Source organism: Mesorhizobium sp. CA13, from assembly GCF_020165235.1.
Classification (GTDB): Bacteria; Pseudomonadota; Alphaproteobacteria; order Rhizobiales; family Rhizobiaceae; genus Mesorhizobium.
The window spans coordinates 16,734-37,178 of sequence record NZ_JAIUHS010000004.1 but is presented as its reverse complement, the minus strand read 5'-3'; the positions used below and the strand labels follow the sequence as shown (position 1 = coordinate 37,178).

At 62.8% G+C, this 20,445-nt stretch carries 17 protein-coding genes; 8 read left to right on the top strand and 9 right to left on the bottom strand.

The genetic code is table 11. The annotated features are described in order from the left end of the window. The 6 genes from LB566_RS11565 to LB566_RS11540 all read left to right on the top strand — a co-directional run bounded on the left by LB566_RS11565 (position 1) and on the right by LB566_RS11540 (position 6,513). Positions 1–840 (top strand): ABC transporter permease, encoded by an 840-nt coding sequence (locus LB566_RS11565; RefSeq protein ID WP_224624515.1) that lies wholly within the window; start codon positions 1–3, stop codon positions 838–840. Position 841: 1 nt separating this feature from the next. Then, positions 842–1,624 carry an ABC transporter permease gene (locus LB566_RS11560; protein ID WP_224624514.1) on the top strand — a complete coding sequence of 261 codons (783 nt, stop codon included), beginning with the start codon at positions 842–844 and terminating at the stop codon, positions 1,622–1,624. Beyond that, positions 1,621–2,685: an ABC transporter ATP-binding protein gene (locus LB566_RS11555; protein ID WP_224624513.1), complete on the top strand. Its 1,065-nt coding sequence runs from the start codon at positions 1,621–1,623 to the stop codon at positions 2,683–2,685. The genes LB566_RS11560 and LB566_RS11555 overlap by 4 nt, the downstream gene beginning before the upstream one ends. A gap of 2 nt (positions 2,686–2,687) precedes the next feature. Further along, positions 2,688–3,449, top strand: coding sequence for an MBL fold metallo-hydrolase (locus LB566_RS11550; protein WP_224624512.1), 762 nt, complete (start codon positions 2,688–2,690; stop codon positions 3,447–3,449). Between the two features lie 503 nt (positions 3,450–3,952). After that, complete coding sequence (locus LB566_RS11545; protein WP_140548715.1) at positions 3,953–4,726, top strand: NAD kinase; 774 nt, start codon at positions 3,953–3,955, stop codon at positions 4,724–4,726. Positions 4,727–4,929: 203 nt separating this feature from the next. After that, a complete protein-coding gene (locus LB566_RS11540) occupies positions 4,930–6,513 on the top strand; it encodes a DEAD/DEAH box helicase (RefSeq protein ID WP_224624511.1) in 1,584 nt (527 codons plus the stop codon). A 70-nt stretch (positions 6,514–6,583) separates the two neighbouring features. Here LB566_RS11540 and LB566_RS11535 read toward each other — a convergent pair whose 3' ends face one another. Then, the gene (locus LB566_RS11535; RefSeq protein ID WP_224624752.1) at positions 6,584–7,189 is read right to left on the bottom strand and encodes a hypothetical protein; all 606 of its coding nucleotides are present in this window, start codon (positions 7,187–7,189) and stop codon (positions 6,584–6,586) included. A 331-nt stretch (positions 7,190–7,520) separates the two neighbouring features. Here LB566_RS11535 and LB566_RS11530 point away from each other — a divergent pair, with 331 nt between their 5' ends. Continuing rightward, complete coding sequence (locus LB566_RS11530; RefSeq protein ID WP_224624510.1) at positions 7,521–8,075, top strand: HXXEE domain-containing protein; 555 nt, start codon at positions 7,521–7,523, stop codon at positions 8,073–8,075. A 132-nt stretch (positions 8,076–8,207) separates the two neighbouring features. Here the strand turns inward: LB566_RS11530 and LB566_RS11525 are convergent, their stop codons facing one another. From LB566_RS11525 to LB566_RS11495, 7 genes are all read right to left on the bottom strand, one after another. Continuing rightward, complete coding sequence (locus LB566_RS11525) at positions 8,208–8,858, bottom strand: OmpA family protein (RefSeq protein ID WP_224624509.1); 651 nt, start codon at positions 8,856–8,858, stop codon at positions 8,208–8,210. Positions 8,859–9,010: 152 nt separating this feature from the next. Continuing rightward, positions 9,011–9,379, bottom strand: a complete 369-nt coding sequence (locus LB566_RS11520) for a GFA family protein (protein ID WP_140548721.1) — start codon at positions 9,377–9,379, stop codon at positions 9,011–9,013. Positions 9,380–9,507: 128 nt separating this feature from the next. Then, positions 9,508–9,879: a hypothetical protein gene (locus LB566_RS11515; RefSeq protein ID WP_224624508.1), complete on the bottom strand. Its 372-nt coding sequence runs from the start codon at positions 9,877–9,879 to the stop codon at positions 9,508–9,510. Positions 9,880–10,187: 308 nt separating this feature from the next. Beyond that, on the bottom strand, positions 10,188–10,607 hold the full coding sequence (locus LB566_RS11510; RefSeq protein WP_224624507.1) for a GFA family protein: 420 nt from the start codon (positions 10,605–10,607) through the stop codon (positions 10,188–10,190). A 37-nt stretch (positions 10,608–10,644) separates the two neighbouring features. Further along, positions 10,645–11,776 (bottom strand): peptide chain release factor 2 gene (prfB, locus tag LB566_RS11505; RefSeq protein WP_140548727.1). Its coding sequence is split into 2 segments (ribosomal slippage): positions 10,645–11,709 and positions 11,711–11,776, totalling 1,131 coding nucleotides; the frame shifts between segments, so codons are not numbered across the junction. A gap of 126 nt (positions 11,777–11,902) precedes the next feature. Further along, positions 11,903–14,359 (bottom strand): penicillin-binding protein 1A, encoded by a 2,457-nt coding sequence (locus LB566_RS11500; protein ID WP_224624506.1) that lies wholly within the window; start codon positions 14,357–14,359, stop codon positions 11,903–11,905. A gap of 213 nt (positions 14,360–14,572) precedes the next feature. Continuing rightward, positions 14,573–15,823 carry an N-acetylmuramoyl-L-alanine amidase gene (locus LB566_RS11495; RefSeq protein ID WP_224624505.1) on the bottom strand — a complete coding sequence of 417 codons (1,251 nt, stop codon included), beginning with the start codon at positions 15,821–15,823 and terminating at the stop codon, positions 14,573–14,575. Between the two features lie 650 nt (positions 15,824–16,473). Between LB566_RS11495 and LB566_RS11490 the strand changes: the two genes are divergently transcribed. Continuing rightward, complete coding sequence (locus LB566_RS11490; protein ID WP_224624504.1) at positions 16,474–19,428, top strand: ribonuclease E/G; 2,955 nt, start codon at positions 16,474–16,476, stop codon at positions 19,426–19,428. Positions 19,429–19,515: 87 nt separating this feature from the next. On the opposite strand, the gene LB566_RS11485 is transcribed toward LB566_RS11490, so the two are convergent. Further along, complete coding sequence (locus LB566_RS11485; RefSeq protein WP_224624503.1) at positions 19,516–20,445, bottom strand: glutaminase; 930 nt, start codon at positions 20,443–20,445, stop codon at positions 19,516–19,518.

Here is a 20,445-nt window from a genome sequence, read left to right as displayed (position 1 = left end):
GTGAGCAGCACCGCGAACAAGGCCCTACCCTGGGCGCTGGTTACGCCGGCGCTCGGCTGGACCTTGCTGTTCTTCGTTTTGCCCTTCATCGCCATGGGGCTTTCCAGCCTGACGTCGCATGAGGGCGGCGGCTTCACATCAGCCAACTACAGCCAGTTCTTCACCAATCCTGCCTATTGGCAAGCGATGGTGAACTCGCTTCAGGTGACGGCAATCGTCACCGTGGTCTCGGTGCTGCTCGCCTATCCTTTCGCCTGGATCCTGGCCGAACAGGTGCCGGAACGCTGGCAGCGGCTGGCGCTGATGCTGGCCGTGCTGCCGTTCTGGACTTCCTATGTCGTGCGCTCCTATTCCTGGCTTCTGGTGCTGGCGCAGAACGGCGTCATCAACCGGACGCTGACCGGTATCGGCTTGACCAGCGAACCGCTGCAGCTCGCCAACACCCGCTTCGCCACCGTGACCGGCTTCGTGCATTTCTTCGTCATGCTTTTGACGCTGACGATCTTCGCCAATTTGAAGCAGCTCAGTCCGAGCTACCGCAAGGCCGCCGCCGATCTCGGCGCCGGGCCGGTGCGGACTTTCCTGCATGTCATCCTACCGCTGACCTTGCCCGGTATCATGGTCGGCGCCTTTCTCACCTTCGTGCTGTGCATCGGCGACTACATCACGCCGCAGATTCTGGGCGGCAACAACGAGCTGGTCATGCCGCAGCTGGTGATGATGCAGATCGGCCGGCGCGGCGACTTTCCGCTGGCCTCGGCGCTCTCGATCATCCTGATGGCGGTCGTGACCATCGCCTATCTCGCCTGCGCCCGCTGGCTGAAGATCGAGCGAGCCTGAGATGCGCCGGATCGTCCGAATCGCTTCCTGTCTCTACACGATCGCCATCTATGCCTTCATTTTCCTGCCGGTGGTCGTGCTCGTGCTGTTCTCGCTGCAGGCAACCTCCTTCCCCATCCCACCCTTCACCGGCCCGTCGCTGCGCTGGTACCAGGCCGTCCTGTCCGATACGCGGCTGACCTCGGCGCTGATGAACTCGCTGCTGGTGGCCGTCCTTTCGTCGCTCGCGGCCGTCACGCTTGGCTTCCTCAGCGCCTGGGCGTTCGCGCGCTTCGTGCTGCCGGGTTCGGCCCTGCTGCGGGGATTGATCACCCTGCCGCTGACCGTCAGCTATCTCATCATCGGCATGGGGCTGCTGGTGCTGTTCAACTGGGCCGGTGTGCCGAAATCGCTGATGGCCGCCGGCATCGGCCATGTCGTGATCAACCTGCCGCTCTGCTTCGCCATCGTCTACAGCCAGATGGGCGACCACCAGATCAATATCGAGCGCGCCGCGCGCGATCTCGGCGCGCCGGAGTGGAAAGTGCTGCTCTTGATCACCGTGCCTGTGATGGCGCCGGCCATCTTCGCCGGCTTCTTCCTGTCGATGACCTTTTCCTGGGACGAATTCGTGATTTCCTTCCTGCTGACGCGCTTCGAAACCACGCTGCCGGTCGAAATCTGGAATCTCTTACGCTCCGGCCTCAACCCCAAGACCAACGCAGTCGGCTCGTTGGTGTTCGCCGTCTCCATCGTGCTGGTCGTGCTGTTCGAACTGACATTGCTGCGGAGAAGGCCGGGATGAGCGCGCCCCTGGTCGATATCCGCTGCGTCTCGCACCGTTTCGGCCAGTTGGCGGTGCTGAAAGACGTCTCGCTGCGGATCGAGCCCGGCAGCTATACCATCCTGCTCGGACCGTCGGGCTCCGGCAAGACGACGCTTTTGTCGATTTTGGGCGGCTTCGTCACACCGAGCGAAGGCAAGGTGTTCATACGCGGCGAGGACTGCACCGCGGTTCCGCCGGCGAAGCGCCCGACAACGACGGTGTTCCAGGATTATGCGCTGTTTCCGCATATGAGCGTCGGCGCCAATGTCGGATTCGGCCTGCGTATGCAAGGCGTCGACGGCGCGACACGCGCCGCGAAAGCGCGCGAGGCGCTGGCGCTCGTCGGACTGGCTGCCGCCTTCGACAAGAAGCCGCACCAGCTTTCCGGCGGCCAGCGGCAGCGCGTGGCGCTGGCGCGCGCATTGGTGATCGAGCCGGCGGTGCTGCTGCTCGACGAGCCGCTCGGCGCGCTCGACCTCAAGCTGCGCCGGCAGATGCAGGATGAGCTGAAAGCGATTCAGAAGCGCGTCGGCACCGCCTTCATCCACGTCACCCACGACCAGGAAGAAGCTATGGCGCTGGCCGACCACTGTGTTGTCATGAATGATGGCCGCATCGAGGACGAAGGGCCGCCCGAGCGCGTCTATGCGCGCCCAAAGACACGCTTTTCGGCGACGTTCATGGGCGAGAGCACCATTCTTGGCGGAACGGTGATGGAGATCAAGGACAGGACAAGCACTGTCGCGACACAGGTCGGGCCGGTCTCGGCATCCGGAGCGTTGCCGGTGGGATCGGCGGTTGCCTTGGCCATCCGGCCGGAGCACCTTACCCTGGCCGCGACGTCAGGCGCCACCAAGCTGGGAAAGGCGCAGGTCAGCGACGTCGTCTTCCAGGGCAGCTTCAAGCGCGTGCTCGCGGTCTCCGCTGAAGACGCCACGCTGCAGTTCATCGCCAAACTGCCCGCGACGTCCGCCGTGCAACCGGGCGACACGGTCTCGGTTTCCTGCGATACAGACAAGATCATCCTGCTGACGGATTGAACATGGGCATGCTTGCGGTCGTCGACGCACCTGACTGGTACGAAACCATCCGCATGGGCGACGGTGTCACGCTGATCCACGAACCATGGATCAAACCATTCTTCCGCTGCAATATGTGGCATGTGCGCGGCCGCGACCGCGACCTGCTGTTCGATACCGGGCTTGGCCATTTCAGCCTCAGGCGCCATGTGCCGCTGGTCAGCGAGCGCAAGCTCACCTGCGTCGCCAGCCACACGCATTTCGATCATATAGGCTGCCACCATGAATTTCCCGAACGTTGCGTGCATGCGGCCGAGGCTGAAATCCTCGCCGATCCGCGCAACGAACGGACGGTGGCTGACCGCTACGCCAATGAAGAGATGTTCGATCGCCAGCCGGAAGGTTGGGACACGGCGCATTATCGCATCATGCCCGCCCCGGCGGACCGCCTGCTCGAACATGGCGACATCGTCGACCTCGGCGATCGCGCCTTCGAGGTGATCCACACGCCCGGCCATTCGCCAGGCGGCATCGCGCTGTACGAGAAGAAGACCGGCATCCTGCTTTCCGGCGACATCATCTATGACGGCCCGCTGATCGACGACGTTTACCATTCCGATATCGGTGATTATTTGGGGACGCTGTTTGCCATGCGCGACCTCGACGTCTCGGTCGTGCATGGCGGCCATTTCCCGAGTTTCGGCAAGGCGCGCTATCGCCAGTTGATCGACGAGTATCTGGCACAGAAACGCCAGGCCGGCTGCCATCTGCAACCACGCTCCTAGCAATCAGCTAGTTTTGATCTATAGCGCCCTTTGCGGACAAGGCGTTCCCACGGCGTCGCCGCAGCGCGAGGCCGTGGGCAATGGCCTGAGGCTTGTTTCTTCCGCGTGGCGCACCAGTTCGGCGAAGACAAGCGCGAAGCTTCCCAGCACGACGGAGATGATGATCAGGCGTGTTACCAGCAATATGTTGGTCCCGGCTGGCGCGTGTCCCCGAAATCGGACTCGACTCTCGAAGGATTCACGCACGATCAAAAGTGCCACAGCGTCTTTCGTATCCTGAAAGGCATAAAATCGCTGCGGGCGCCCCCACGCCACCCATGCCGGCTAACATGATCGATGCGGCTTTACGAGAGTTTAAGCCCGGCCTTAACCATCACATTGGCTCGTTCCCTGATATGATTCGCGACTGCCGGTTCGAAACCGCACGGCTGCGCGCTCTCTTTGCACACAGGCCCGCCCATGCTACCCCGGCCCAGCCGCCAACCGGTCATCGTCGGAGAGCCATGAGCAAAGCCGCCAACAGCATCGCCTTCGTCTCGTCCGGTACGCCTGACGCCAAAGCGGCGCTGGAAAGCCTGTCGGCGCGCTATGGCCAGCATTCGGTCGCGGACGCCGAGGTCGTCGTGGCCCTCGGCGGCGACGGTTTCCTGCTGCAAACTTTGCGCGATACGATGGGAACCGGCAAAAAGGTCTACGGCATGAACCGTGGCACCATCGGCTTCCTGATGAACGAATACCGTTCCGGAGGTCTCGCCGAGCGCATCGCGGCAGCGGTCGCCGAAACGATCCGCCCGCTGGAGATGCAGGCCGTTACCTCCGATGGCGAAACCGTCTCGGCGCTGGCCATCAACGAAGTGGCGCTATGGCGCCAGTCCTATCAGACGGCCAAGATCCGCATCACCATAGACGACCAGGTACGGCTCGAGGAACTGAATTGCGACGGCGTGATGATCGCCACGCCAGCCGGTTCCACCGCCTACAATCTTTCGGCGCATGGGCCCATCCTTCCGCTCGACGCGCCGCTGCTTGCGCTTACCCCTGTCAGCCCGTTTCGCCCGCGCCGCTGGCGCGGCGCTTTGCTTTCCAACAAGGCGACCGTGCGCTTCGACATATTGGAGGCGGAAAAGCGGCCGGTGAACGCCGCCGCCGACCATACGGAAGTCAAGGCCGTGGCTTCCGTGACGGTGCGGGAATCAGCGACGGCGACCGCAACTTTGCTGTTCGATCCCAATCACTCGTGGAACGAACGCATACTGGCGGAACAGTTCCGTTATTGAGCCGATATTGAGCCGGCGCGCGGATAAGCGGCCGGATCAGACATAGCAATTAAGGTTACGACTTCACAATCGAGCCATTCCCGGCCGTTTGTGTTGACAAATCGCGGGCTTGCGCCTAGTTGCAGTGATGATCTTGCGGGCGCGCGGCGCCTGCCGCGACGGATGCCGTTGCGCTTCCCCGAACAGCCAAAGACAGCCAGAACTTGTCCTCAGACACCCAGACCGCTCAAGAAGCGTTGACTTTCGCGGACCTCGGCCTATCGCCGAAGGTCCTTTCCGCAGTCACCGATGCCGGCTACCTCAAGCCGACGCCGATCCAGGCCGGCGCCATTCCGCACGCCCTTCTGGGCAAGGACGTGCTGGGCATAGCGCAGACCGGTACCGGCAAGACGGCCTCCTTCGTGCTGCCGATGCTGACACGACTGGAAAAGGGCCGCGCCCGCGCCCGCATGCCGCGCACGCTAATCCTGGAGCCGACCCGCGAGCTTGCGGCGCAGGTCGAGGAAAACTTCATAAAATACGGCAAGAACCACAAGCTCAACATCGCACTGTTGATCGGCGGCGTGTCGTTCGACGAACAGGACAAGAAACTGGAGCGTGGCGCCGACGTGCTCATCGCGACGCCCGGCCGCATGCTCGACCACCGCGAGCGCGGCAAGCTCTTGCTCAACGGCGTCGAGATCCTCGTCATCGACGAAGCCGACCGCATGCTCGACATGGGCTTCATTCCCGACATCGAGCGCATCTGCGAGATGATCCCCTTCACCCGGCAGACGCTGTTCTTCTCGGCGACGATGCCGCCCGAGATCACCAAGCTGACCGAAAAATTCCTGCACGCGCCGGTGCGCGTCGAGGTTTCAAAGGCTGCCTCTACCGCCACAAACATCACCCAGCGGCTGGTCAAGTCAGGCTCAAAACCTTGGGACAAGCGCGAGACGCTGCGCAATCTGATGCGCGCCGAGGATGCGGAGCTGAAGAACGCCATCATCTTCTGCAATCGCAAGATCGAGGTGTCGGAGCTGTTCCGCTCACTGCTGAAATATGATTTCGACGCCGGCGCGCTGCATGGTGACATGGACCAGCGCGCACGCATGCAGATGCTGGCGAATTTCCGCGACGGCAAGCTTCGGTATCTGGTCGCCTCGGACGTGGCGGCGCGCGGCCTCGACATTCCCGACGTCAGCCACGTCTTCAACTACGACGTGCCGATCCATGCCGAGGATTATGTCCACCGAATCGGCCGTACCGGCCGCGCCGGGCGCTCCGGAAAATCCTTTACCATCGCGACCAAGTCCGACACCAAGTACATCGACGCCATCGAGCGGCTGATCGGCACCAAGATCGAATGGCATGACGGTGACCTGTCGACGGTGGTGGCCAGTGAAGGCGAGGACGAAGCTCCGCGCCGTGGCCGCGGTGCGCCGCGTCGCGCCGGCCGCAAGGACGACGACCGCAAGGACAGGGGCGAGCGCAAGAGAGGCGGACGCCAGGCCAAGCACAGCGAAGACGCGGCGCCGGAAACCGTGCGCGATGAACAGCCGGTCGTGGCCGAGGAGACGGTCGCCGACATCGGTGAGCGGCGCACGCGCAAGGACGCTATCCGCTCGGAAAATTCCGGGCGCAAGGGCTCCGCGGCGCGCAGCGAGCAGCGTGCACCGGAGCGCGGCGATACCAGGCCTCAGCGAGATGACCGTCGCCCTGCCCGCAACCGAGACGACGAAAACGACGGCACCGTCGGCTTCGGCGACGACATGCCGGCCTTCATGCGTATCGTCGCCAAGGGCTGACCGACGACTAGTTCCAGGCAAGACGGCCATCCGGCTTGCCCTCCCGGCAAGTTCCTGGCTGGGCTGGCCGTTACATCGGCCCAGGCATCATCTTGGTCGGCTTCTCCAACATCGGAAACTCGGCCTTGTTGCATTTCACGTTCGGGTTCGTCGGACTGAACATGCCGTTCGGATTATCACCCAGCCAGGCGTGAAGATCGTAGTGGACGAACTCCCTCGGGATGAGCGGATAGTGTCCCTCCATCGGACCCATGAAGGTTTGGCCAAACAGCTTCGGCGGCTCTTTGAGATCCGGCGTCAGCGGCACCAGCCATTCCGCCCCGACCAGGCGCAGACCGTTTTTCGTCGGCTCGTAGATCAGCACATTGGGGCGCATCGGATCGAGCTTCTGGCCGACACTTGGGACGTTGACGAAATGGATGCCCATGGCGCCTTTCGGGTAATACATCGCTCCGGATATCTTTTCTCCGCTATAGTAGACGCAGCCGACCGTCGACAGATAAAGGTCGCGGACGGCGGCGGTGTAGTCCTCATATTTGGCGAGCGACTTTTTCAAGGCCTCGATGTCAGCTTTGTTGGCGTCCTCGGCCCGAGCCGCCGCGACACCCAGCCATGCGCTCACAAGACCTGTTAAAGCGAGGACGCCGCAGCGCCCAAGGCCGGCTGTTCTTGTCATGCATTCCTCCCAGATTTTTCTGATCTGGCCGTGCAAGACCGAGGCTGAAAAATGCTTATTGCGCGGCCGGGTGTACCGCCTCATCCCCTCCGGAACAGCAACCATGCTAACCCTTTCCATGGCTGCGGGAAAGCGGTTATTTAGAACTAGCTAATTCTCCGGCACGCCAATCTCACTCTGAGAGCGGCCGGTCGGGGCCGGCGAAGCTGTTGCCGTCATCGCCGAGCGACGCCACCGTTGGCGACGACACACCGGCCTTCATGCGCATCGTTGCCAAGGTCTGATATCGTCGTGTGTTGCAAGGACGCACGGCGTCGCCGAAGATGGTGTGATGAAGCGTCTGGTGGAAGATTGGGTCTATGGTGGCGTGCTTGCCGGCCTCACTCTATGCGTGGTGGCGATCGGGCTGGCCGCTCGATTAAAGACAGCCGAGCTCGCGGTCTTCCTGCTGATCCCGATTTACATGCTCCACCAATACGAGGAGCATGCGGACGACCGGTTCCGGCTTTTTGTCAACAAGATGCTCGGCGGCGGGGCGCCGCTGCTTACGCGTTTCGATGTCTTTGTGATCAACGTACCGGGTGTATGGGGCATCTACTCCCTGGTTTTCACCCTCGCTGTCACGGTCAATGCCGGGATAGGGCTGATCGCCGCCTACACCACCCTGATCAACGCTTTCGTTCACATCGCGCAGGCAATCAGGATGCGCAGCTATAACCCGGGGCTCATCACCGCAATTGTCTTGTTCTTACCCACATCCATCTGGTCGATCCTGACGCTTTCCGGTTCGGGAACGGGCTTCCATGTCCTTGGACTTGCGGTCGGACTGCTCATTCATGGACTGATCGTTGCCCTTGTCGTCCGGCGGCAGCGCCTGATCCAATGAATGACGGTCGATAAGCCGACCCCACCGCAACATTATAGAAGAACCCGGGGCCGCAGGCCTCACCATCGGTCGCATTTTGCAAACAAAAAACGGCCCCTTGCGAGGCCGTTTTTGCATTCTGATCGATGCTGCTCAGGTGAGTGGCGAAAGCTGGATCTCGACGCGGCGGTTTTGGGCGCGGCCCTCGGCCGTGGCATTGGACGCGATCGGACGGGTCTTGCCGAAGCCGGTGACGGCGAAGCGGCGCGAATCGACGCCCTGGCCGGCCAAGTAGTTGGCGACCGCCAGCGCGCGGCGCTGCGACAGATCGAAATTGTGCTGGTCGCCGCCGGTCGAATCGGTATGACCGAACACGTCGACCGTGGTCTGCTTGAACTTCTTCAGCACCAGCGCGACCGAATTCAGCACCTGGTAGAAGCCGGGCTTCACCGCGTCCTGATCGACGTTGAAGGTGATATCGGACGGCATATTGAGGATGATCTGGTCGCCGGAGCGGGTTACGCTGACGCCTGTGCCCTCCAACTGCCGGCGCAGTTCGGCTTCGTTCTGGTCCATGGTGGCACCGATGGCGCCGCCGGCGAGCGCGCCGATGCCGGCGCCGATCAGCGCGTTGCGGCGATCATTGCCGCCGGCAAGCAGGCCAAGGCTGGCGCCGGCCAGAGCGCCGAGGCCGGCACCGGCCGCGGTGTTGGAAATCTTCTGGTCGCCGGTATACGGATCGGTGGTGGTGCAGGCGCTCACCAGCACAGCCGTCGCCACGACGACGAGCACGGTCTTCTTCATAGGATTGTCCCTCTCCAAGTCACGCCTTGCGGTGGCGCCAAATCAGCCCTTCGCGCGACTTGTACCATGAAATGCGGCGAAAAACGGAACGGGAAAAGCGCCGGCCATGGCTTTTCCCCGGGGCACAAATTTCCGATTGGGCATCCGGGAATCTACCAGAGATTCTTGCCGTCGATGACCACCACTTCCACCTTGTCCAGATCGAAATCGTCAAATAGCCGCGAGTTGACGCTGATTTTGGGGTTGTCGAAATCCGGCTCTCCGCTCGACCAGTCCGGTGTTTCGGTGAAGGTCCCGCAGCCGCAGGTGTCGCAAAAGCCGTGCTTAACGGTCTTCGATCCCCACAGATAGAAGGAAACATTCTTCTGCGGCGTGAGGAGCTTGAACTGCGCCGGAGTGTAGTAGGCCCAGAGCGAACCGCGCTTCGAACAGAACGAACAGGTACACTGCGTGAGCGTCTGCGGTGCTTGCGAAACCTCGAATATCGTCGCCTTGCAGTGGCAGCTTCCCTTGATGGTCATGGACGTTACCTCTCCCTTGTCCGCCGCCCGCAGGCAGCGCAACACAAAGGAGCCGTCCTGGCAACCGTCCTCAGCAGGCGGCCCGCCGCCCATCGCCCCGGGCTAGGTCGCCGCTGCGCCTCCCGGGCTTAGTAGGAGCGCGGCGGCACAAACAGGCAGATCGTCTTACCGGCGTCTAGACCCGCTTGATGCGCGCACCAGTGGAATTCGCCGTCCGGGCTGTCCTTCACACGCTTGTCGGTCATCGGGACAACTTCCCCTGTCCCGGCGATCACATAACCCTCGGGCTTTTCCAAAACCTCGCCTGTATGGGCCGTGCGGCAATCGTAGTTGGCACAGCATGCGAACGGATAGCTCCAACCCAGCGGCTTCGCCGCTGTAGGCTTGGCATCGTGGGCGAAGGCAGGCGCCATCGGCAACGCAATCGCTCCGATTGCAAGCAGGCAGAGCATGAGTCGGCCCACCGCGGCCCGAGCCGATCTTGATGGGGCAGCAGACATGGAAGCGCTCCTTTCGACGAGCATCAAGCGTTTCGCTTGCCCGTTCCTGAAACGTGTCTTCCCAGCGGCCGGATCGTCAGCGGGTAGCTCTGCCGCGCCCGGCCATAGATGCTTTTGTCTCCCCTCGACCATGGATGGTGAGCCGATTTGTGAGTCGGCGCAAGAAACCACTGCACGCCGATGTCGCAGGCTGAATGCCGCGCATCGGCAACAGAAAACAGGCGCCGTCTCTCGAGTGGATAGGCAGGCACAGCCATGCCCAGAAGACGGGATCGCAGATAACGAGATTCAGCGAGAGAAGTTCCGGCCTATTCGCCGGCAGGTCCTGCGATCACGTGTTCGTCATACTGCGGCAGGCCGTCGTTGATCGTATACCACCGCGCCTTGGAACCGACGAAGATATGCTCGGTCGGACGGATGCTCGGGTCGTCGACGAGCGTTCCCATCGCGACATGGACGAAGGCGCCCTCACGCACGACCGAATAGAGCAGCGAACCGCACCGCTTGCAGTGCGCGTCATGGCCATTGTCGTCGCCGAAGACCAGCAACATGTCGTGGCCCTTGGTCAGGACAAACTTGGCGCGTTCGATGCCCGCGAAGGGCTTGAAAGCCGAACCTGTCGTGCGCCGGCAGTTCGAGCAATGGCAATTCGCCGCGTACAGGAACTCGTCAGCGACCGCATAGTGCACAGCGCCGCAGAAGCACTTTCCAACAAGCTTGCGAGCCATCATCCAATCCAAATGTGTGGCGCTGTAGGTGCCGGCCCTAATCCAGGTCCGCCACTGCTTCTCCAGAACCACCCTCGATGCGTTGCGACAGCGAGGCTTCCATGAAGTCATCGAGGTCGCCGTCGAGCACGCTCGACGGGCTGGTGCTTTCCACGCCAGTACGCAGATCCTTCACCAGCTGATAGGGCTGCAGCACGTAGGAGCGGATCTGGTGACCCCAGCCAATGTCGCTCTTCGATGCTTCGGTGGCGTTGGCGACGGCTTCACGCTTTTTCAGCTCTTCCTCGTAAAGCCGCGAGCGCAGCATCTCCCAGGCCTTTGCCCGATTTTTGTGCTGCGAGCGTTCGGCCTGGCAGGCGACCGCGATGCCGGTGGCGAGATGGGTAATGCGCACCGCCGAATCGGTGGTATTGACGTGCTGGCCGCCTGAACCGGACGAACGATAGGTGTCGATGCGCACGTCGGATTCGGAAACGTCGATCTCGATCGTATCGTCGATGACAGGATAGACCCAGACGCTGGCGAAGGATGTGTGCCGGCGCGCGTTGCTGTCATAGGGTGAAATGCGCACCAGCCGGTGGACGCCGGACTCTGTCTTCAGCCAGCCATAGGCATTGTGGCCCTTGATCAGCAGCGTCGCGGACTTGATGCCGGCCTCTTCGCCGTCATGCACTTCCAGCACCTCTACCTTGAAGCGGCGGCGCTCGGCCCAGCGCGTGTACATGCGCAGCAACATCGAAGCCCAGTCCTGGCTTTCGGTGCCGCCGGCGCCTGCGTGGATTTCGAGATAGGTGTCGTTGGCGTCGGCTTCGCCCGATAGCAGCGTCTCGACCTGGCGGGCCTTCGCCTCGCCTTGCATCGAGCGGATCGCGGCCTCAGCCTCGGCAACGACGCTCTCGTCGCCCTCTTCCTCGCCGAGTTCGATCAGGCCGATATTGTCTTCAAGCGCCTGGGTCAGGCCCCTGACCGCCGCGATGCCTTCTTCGAGGCCCTGGCGCTCGCGCATCAGCTTCTGCGCTTCCAGCGGTTCGTTCCAGAGGCTGGCGTCCTCGGCGCGGACATTCAGGTATTCAAGCCGCTTTATGGCCTGATCCCAGTCAAAGATGCCTCCTCAGCAGGGTAATCGCCTGCCTGATCTCGTCGACAATATTCTGCGTTTCCGCGCGCATGGCCTGGTGTTTTATCCTGTTGCTGAAAGTGACGCCTGGTCGGCGCGATACATAGGGATGGCGCCGCCGCCTGTAAAGCAAATTGGACCGGCCCGGGGCCGGCCCAACCCTGCATTTTCATCCCCGTCAGTAGAGGCCGCCGCCGCCCGACTGGATGGCCTGGTTGGCCTGAGGCGACAGCGCGCCGCCGGAGGCATTGGACCCGTCAGCGCCCATGCCGATCACCCAATAGCTGTCGGCTGGCCCGGTGCCCGGCTTGAAGGCTTCGATGATGGTACCGGGATCGCCCGAATTGGCCCGCATGCCTGTCTTGCGGTTGATGGCGACCAGATTCATGCCTTCGGGAACCTTGAAGTCGACATTGGGCGTGCCATCCAGCGCCACGCGCATGAAATCCTTGAAGATAGGGGCCGCGAGGCCGCCGCCGGTAGCGCCATGGCCAAGGCCGCGCGGCGTGTCGTAGCCCATGTAGAGGCCGACGACGAGGTTCGGCGTGTAGCCGATGAACCAGGCGTCCTTTTCGTCGTTGGTGGTGCCGGTCTTGCCGGCGATGTGGCGTCCGAGCTCGGCGATGGTGGCGCCGGTGCCGCGCTGGACGACGCCTTCCATCATCGACGTGATCTGGTAGGCGGTCATCGGATCGAGCACCTGTTCGGAATTATCGACAAGCTCGGGTTCCGGCTGGTTCTGCCATTCGGCTGCGTTGCAGCCTTCGCAGCCACGTTCGTCCTGCTTGAAGACGGTCTTGCCGTAGCGGTCCTGGATACGGTCGATCAGTGTCGGCTTGATCGACTTGCCGCCATTGGCCATGATCGAATAGGCCGAAACCATGCGCATCACCGTCGTCTCGCCGGAACCCAGCGCCATCGGCAAATACGGCGCCAGATGGTCATAGACGCCGAAGCGCTCGGCATATTCGACGACCAGCTTCATGCCCATGTCGTTGGCGAGGCGCACAGTCATCAGATTGCGCGACTTTTCGATGCCGGAGCGCAGGGTTGCCGGACCGGCAACCGTGCCGTCGTAGTTCTTCGGCGTCCAGGTCGTGTTGCCGCTCTGGATGGTGATCGGCCCGTCCATGATCACCGATGCCGGCGTATAGCCGTTGTCGAGCGCCGCGGAATAGACGATCGGCTTGAACGAAGAGCCGGGCTGGCGCATGGCCTGGGTGGCGCGGTTGAACTCCGACTGCGCGTAGGAGAAGCCGCCGACCATGGCCAGCACGCGGCCGGTGTGCGGATCCATGGCAATCAGGCCGCCTTCCACTTCGGGGACCTGGCGCAGGCTGTAGGCGTCGTCGGAGCCTTCGTTCTTCTGGACGAAGATGACGTCGCCCGGCTTCAGCACATCGGCCGGCGACTTGGCCCTGACCGTCTTGCCGCCGACCACATGGCGCATGGCAAAGCCCATGTCTTCCTTGCTAACGGTGCCTTCGACGCGCTCCTTGACGATGTCGCCCGACGCCTGGCGTGCCGGCTGCAAGCCAATCGACAGGCCGGATGCCGAACTGTCGAGCACCACCGCGAGCTTCCATTCGGGAACGTCTTCCAGCCCCTTCACATTGCCCAGCGGCACACCCCAGTCGCCGGACACGTCGATCGTCTTTAGCGGCCCACGGTAGCCGCGCAGCGTGTCGTATTTGATCAAGCCGTTCTGCATCGCCTTGCGGGCGATGAGCTGGATCTTCGGGTCGAGCGTGGTGCGGACGGACAGGCCGCCTTCATAAAGCGCGTTCTCGCCGTAGCGGGCGATGATCTGGCGGCGCACCTCCTCGGTGAAGTATTCGCCGGCGAACAGATAGGTGCCTTTGCGGCGCGGCGTGACGCCGAGGGGCTCCGCCTTAGCCTTGTCGCCTTCCTCGCGCGTGACGTAGCCGTTCTCGACCATCTGGTCGATGACCCAGTTGCGGCGCTCAAGCGCACGGTCGGCATGCTTGAAGGGGTGATAATTGTTCGGCCCCTTGGGCAGCGAGGCCAGATAGGCGGCCTCGGCCACGGTCAGTTCGTTCACCGACTTGTCGAAATAGGTGAGCGCGGCACCCGCAACGCCATAGGCGCCGAAACCGAAGAAGATTTCGTTGAGGTAAAGTTCGAGAATGCGGTCCTTGGAATAGGCCTGCTCGATGCGGAAGGCGAGGATCATTTCCTTGATCTTGCGCTCGTAGGTCTGGTCCGAGGTCAGCAGAAAATTCTTCGCCACCTGCTGGGTGATCGTCGAGGCGCCGACCTGACGCCTGCCCGAGCCGAAATTCTGCAGGTTGACGATGATAGCGCGGCCGAGGCCAGTCACATCAATGCCGGGGTGGTTGTAGAAGTTCTTGTCCTCGGCCGACAGGAAGGCCGCCTTGACGCGGTCGGGGATGGCCTGGATCGGCAGGTACAAGCGCCGCTCGCGCGCGTACTCGGCCATCAGCGCGCCGTCCGAGGCATGGATGCGGGTCGTCACCGGCGGCTCGTATTTGGCCAGCACCTCGTAGTCGGGCAGATCCTTCGACAAATGGCCGATATAGATGGCAACGCCCGCCGCGACCAGCAGGGCCAGCGTCGTGCCGATGCCGAAGAAATAGCCAATGAGACGAATCATGCCCGCTCCAGTCCTTGGTTCGGGAATTTCCTAGACGAAGCCGCCTTCCGCGCAAGCTTTCGAGCCGGTCCCAACCCGTAATCGAAAACCCATGTCGCCGCCATGTGGGCAAAATACGGCAAGGCCGGATTTCGTGGCCTAAAGCAGCAAATAAAAGCGTCGGGCGTTGTCGTTGCGCAACGCTGCCTGTGGTTGCAGGCGTCGTCAGGCATTTCAGCCCCCGGTTCCCGTTCCGGCACGCGCGGAAGCAAACAGCGCGACGGCGTTGGTGATGCTCTGCGCCGCCTTGCCGCGCCAGTCGGCGTCGAGCAGCTGCGCCTCGTCCTTGGCATTCGAGAGATAGCCGAGTTCGACCAGCACGGACGGGACGTCAGGCGCTTTCAGCACCTTGAATCCCGCGGAACGCTGCGGATTGTTGATGAGGCCGACACTGGTCGACAGCTGGCCGACCAGCGTGTGGGCGAAACTCATCGAGAAGGTGTGAGTCTCGCGGCGGATCAGGTCGATCAGGATATCGGTAACTTCCTTGTTGTCGTCCTTGATCTCCATGCCGGCGAACTGGTCGGAGAGATTTTCACGATCGGCAAGCGCCTGTGCTTCCGGATCCGAAGCCTTGTCGGAAACGGTATAGACGGTCGCGCCCCGGATACCCTTGAGGCTGATGGTGTCGGCATGGATGGAGATGAGCAGGTCGGCCTCATGCTGACGGGCGATGCGCACGCGGTCGTCCAGCCGCAAATATTCGTCGGTGTCGCGCGTCATGAAGACATCGTATCTGCCGACGGCGGCGAGCTTGTCGCGCAGTTCCGTGGCGAAAGCCAGCGTGACGTTCTTTTCGACTGTGCCGTTCAGGCCCTCGGCACCGCCATCGACGCCGCCATGGCCCGGATCGATGACGACGGTGAAGCGATGGCCCGGATTGGAGACCGGCCCGGTGCCGACCCGCCCGCCCTTTTCGGTCGAAACCGTGGAACCGGTGGTCAGCGCCTGATTGGCAAGGGCAGTGTCGAACTCGCGTTCGGAGGCCGCCGACATGTCGATGGCGATGCGGTAGCCCGCGCCGTCCTTGTTCTTGAGAACATCGAGCTTGTCGACCGCGAACGGCCCCTTGCCGGTGAGAACCAGCCGCGACACGCCTGCATCGAGTTCACCCAGGCGCACGCCCTTGACCAGCCCGCGAGGCTTCAAATCCTTGGCATCGATGGCCAATCTGGTATTCGCCAGATCGATGACCAGACGATTGGGCCCGCGCAAGAGGAACCATTTGACGTCGGGCTCACGGTCGAAATTCATGACGATGCGCATCTTGGTGGCATCGCCCGCCATCTTGTAACCGGTTGCCGCGAGCGGGGCATCGGCGGCGTTGGCGACCAACGAAATGGTCATCGACAGCAGGACGCAGAAGATCGCGAGCAAACGGCCGCCGGCACGACTGCCCTTGTCTGTGAAGCCTGCCAATCCCATCTCTTTGCAGTCGCTCCCGGTTTGGCGCCAAGGCGCCCGGTCATGTAGTCGAAGTGCCGGTTAGGCCGCGAACTCGATTAACGATTGGTATCCAGAGAAGGTTAACCAAGCCTTTTCACGCGAGGCCCGGACCCATGCTTACGTGCCGGAACCGCTTTTGCCGGCGTCGGAAATCGGGGTTGCCTTCCAACCCGCCAAATCATAAAAGCGATAGTGGATCACTGCAATCCTGGAACCGCCCTCCTCCGCAGCTTCCCGCTACAGGTGAGACGAAAGGCGGCTCCTTTCGCTCCATGCGAGAAGGGTTCAGGTGATCGCGACGAATTTCGCAGGTGTGCGCCCGTGGCGGGGGAATCGCCTGCGTGAGGAAAACGGCCGGGTTTGTCCCGCGCCGGCTCTGTATGAGCAAACAAGCTGGTCCGGTTTCCGGGCTTTGGTTCAAAAGGTTCTGCTGGTGACGATGGCTTCAAGCGCAATCATGGAAAGGTCCGCATCAAACCGCGCCAATATGGCTGCGGGCGGCACCGCCATGGCGCGCAGGCACCGTCCGGCGGACATTCAGACATCCGGCACCCACATTCATCCAGACACACAGCAGCGGCCTTTGCGCCGCAAGCTGCGGCTGACGGCTGCCGGGGGGAAACGAAATAATGCCCAACAAAATGCTGATAGACGCCTCCCACCCGGAGGAAACACGCGTTGTCGTCGTACGCGGTAATCGTATCGAAGAATTCGACTTTGAATCACAGGACAAGAAGCAGCTCAAAGGAAACATCTATCTCGCCCGCGTAACGCGCGTCGAACCCTCCCTTCAGGCAGCCTTTGTCGAATACGGCGGCAACCGTCACGGTTTCCTCGCCTTCAGTGAAATACACCCCGACTACTACCAGATCCCCGTCGCCGACCGTCAGGCGCTGCTGCGCGCTGAAGCGCAGGAAGCCGAGGATGAGGACGATGAGGACGGCGAAGGCGACGACCGCCAGAGCCGCGATCGCGGCCGGCGCGGGCGCCGGCGCGGCGGCAAGGGCCGCGACCGCGCAGAACACAGGCGCGATGCGAGCGGGGCCGATGCCGACGAGGCAACCGAAACGGCCGGCGAGGCAGGCGACGCCGACAATGGCAACGACGCCGTCTCGGAGAACACTTCCCACGGTTCGGAAACCATCGAACATGCGGCCGATATCTCGGAACGGGCCGCGGATGCATCCAATCCTGGCGAAGCCTCCCCCGAGCAGAGCGAGGAATCTTCTGGACAGAACGAAGGCGAGACCCGCGAGGGCGGTCCGACGTCGATCGCCGCCTCCGTCGACGCCGAAGTGATTTCCGAACCTGTCCCGCAGACGGAACAGGGCAGTGAATCCAGCGACGATGATCGCGGCATGCTGGAAGAGGTTCAATCTTCGCATTCGGACGATCACGAGGTCGAATCGGTCGGCGCCGAGGATGCCCTGGAGGAAGCGCGCAACCGCCGTAAGCCGATGCGCCGCCAGTACAAGATCCAGGAAGTGATCAAACGCCGTCAAATCCTGCTGGTGCAGGTCGTCAAGGAAGAGCGCGGCAACAAGGGCGCAGCGCTCACCACCTATCTGTCGCTTGCCGGCCGCTATTCCGTGCTGATGCCGAACACGGCGCGCGGCGGCGGAATTTCGCGCAAGATCACCAGTGCTGTCGACCGCAAGCGCCTCAAGGAAGTGGTCGCCGATCTCGAAGTGCCGCAAGGCATGGGCGTCATCCTGCGCACCGCAGGCGAGAGCCGCACCAAGGCCGAGATCAAGCGCGATTACGAATATCTGATGCGGCTTTGGGAGAACGTGCGCAATCTCACGCTCCAGTCCACCGCCCCTGCCCTCGTCTACGAGGAAGGCAGCCTGATCAAGCGTTCGGTGCGCGACCTCTATAACAAGGACATCGATGAGATCCTCGTCTCCGGCGAAGAGGGCTACCGCGAGGCCAAGGACTTCATGCGCATGCTGATGCCGAGCCACGCCAAGGTGGTTCAGCCGTTCCGCGATACGACCCCGATCTTCGTGCGCAACGGCATAGAGGCGCAGCTTGACCGCATGCTGCAGCCGCAAGTGACGCTGAAGAGCGGCGGCTACATCATCATCAACCAGACCGAGGCGCTGGTCGCCATCGACGTCAATTCGGGCCGTTCGACCAAGGAGCACTCGATCGAGGACACCGCGCTCCACACCAATCTGGAAGCAGCGGAGGAAGTCGCCCGCCAGCTCAGGCTGCGCGACCTTGCCGGCCTGATCGTCATCGACTTCATCGACATGGAGGAGAACCGCAACAACCGCGCCGTCGAGAAGCGGTTGAAGGATCACCTCAAGAACGACCGCGCGCGCATCCAGGTCGGCCGCATCTCGCATTTCGGCCTGATGGAGATGTCGCGCCAGCGCATCCGCGCCAGCGTGCTGGAATCGACCATGAAGCCTTGCCCGCATTGCGGCGGCACCGGCCATGTGCGCTCCGATTCGTCTGTCGCACTGATGGTGGTCAGGGCGATCGAGGAGTTCCTGCTCAAGGATTCGCGCAGCCACATCACGGTTCGCACGCCCGCGGCGACCGCGCTCTATGTGCTCAACCACAAGCGCGGCACGCTGGTGGAACTGGAAAGCCGCTTCGGCCTGACCATCACGCTTGAGGCCGACGACACGGTCGGTTCGCAGCATTATGCGATCTTCCGCGGCGCGCTGGCCGAAAAGCCGGAAGGCTTCGTCGAAGCGCGCACCCTGCCGGCCTATGTCGAACCGGAAGAGCCCGAGGATGAGACCATCGCCGAGGAGGAAGACGAGGCACCGGCCCAGGCCGAGCAGCCGCGTCAGCCGCAGCAAGGTCAGCACCAGCAGAGGCCCGGCGAAGAGGGCGAAGGCCGCGACCGCAAGCGCCGCAAGCGTCGCAGACGCCGCGGCGGCAAGGATCGCGATCGCGAACATGGCCACACCGACGGTGCTTCCGTGTCCGCGCAGGCCGACGATCTGTCCACGTCGGAAAGCCCGGTGAGTCGTGACGAGCCGCAAGCCGGCGACGAGGCTCCGGTCCCCGCAGCCGGAACGGCCGAAACGGCGGAAGCATCCGACGAGGGCCAGGGCAAGAAGCGTCGCCGCGGCAAACGCGGTGGCAAGCGCAACCGGCGCGAGGACGGCGAAGGCGAGGCCGAGGCGAGCGTCGATGAAGCGACCGAGCCTTCCGGGGTCGATGCTTCCGAAAGCGAGCCTGCGATCGAGCCGGCAGCAATCGCCGCTGTCGAAGAGCCGATGGCTCTGGTAAGCGACGAGGCGACGACCGCCGAGAAGCCCAAGAAGCCGCGGCGTGCAGCCAAGCCGAAGAAGGCAGCCGTCGAGGCTGTCGCCGAGGAGCCGACTGCTGAACTGGCCGTTCCGGCACCCGCCGAGACGCCAGCCACGGCATCGGACGAGGCAGCGGCAGCGGCAGCGACCGCCGAGGACACACCGAAGGCCCGTCCGTCGCGACGCAAGCCGGCGGCCATCGATGCTCCGGTCGTGCCGGTGGTTTCCTCGACCGTCGCCGAAGAGCCGGAAACCAAGACCGAAGAGAAGCCGAAGCGCGCCGGCTGGTGGCAGCGGAAAGGCTTCTTCTAGGATTTCAGCCCTTTGAACTGATTTTCTGAATGAAAGAATCCCGCGCGGTCGAAAGACGGCGCGGGATTTTTCATATCTGCCGGAACGTTACGGCGCGAAGATCGACCAGTTCATCATCCTGGCGAGCTTTTCCAGGACGATCGAGCCCAACTTGGAATTGCCGTTGGCGTTGAGGCCGGGCGACCAGACGGCGAGCGAGGCGACGCCGGGCACGATGCCCAATATGCCGCCGCCGACGCCGCTCTTGCCCGGAATGCCGACGCGGAAGGCAAAATCACCGGAGCCGTCATAGTGGCCGCAGGTCAGCATCATGGCGCCGATGCGGCGTGCCCGCTCGGCCGACACCACGGAATGTCCGGTCGCCGGATTTTTGCCGCCATTGGCGAGGAACCGGCCGGCCATCGCCAGCTGCCGGCAGCTCATGGCGATGGCGCAATGGTGGAAATAGACGCCGAGCGCCAGCTCCGGCGCATGTTGAAGATTGCCGAAGGATTTCATGTAATTGGCGAGCGCGAAGTTGCGGTAGCCGGTGGCGCGCTCCGAGGCCGCGACCTCGCGGTCGATGATGATGGTCTCGTCGTCGGCGAGGAACTGGATGAAGCGCAGGATCTCGCCGATCGCCTCGCGCGGCTGATGGCCGGCAAGCAGGATGTCGGAAATGACGATGGCGCCGGCATTGATGAATGGATTGCGCGGAATGCCGTTCTCATGCTCGAGCTGCACGATCGAGTTGAACGGGTTGCCCGAGGGTTCACGCCCGACCCTTTTCCACAGCGCATCGCCGACATTGCCCAGTGCCAGCGTCAAGGTGAACACTTTCGAGATGCTCTGGATCGAAAAGGGCTGGTCGGCGTCGCCCGCCATCAGCACACGGCCGTCATTGGTGACGGCTGCGATGCCGAATTTCTTGGGATCAACCTTGCCGAGTTGCGGGATATAGGTGGCGACCTCGCCGCGATCGGTGCGTTCGGCCATTTCGGCCGCGACTTCGGCCAGGGCCTGCTCGAGTTCCGGCAT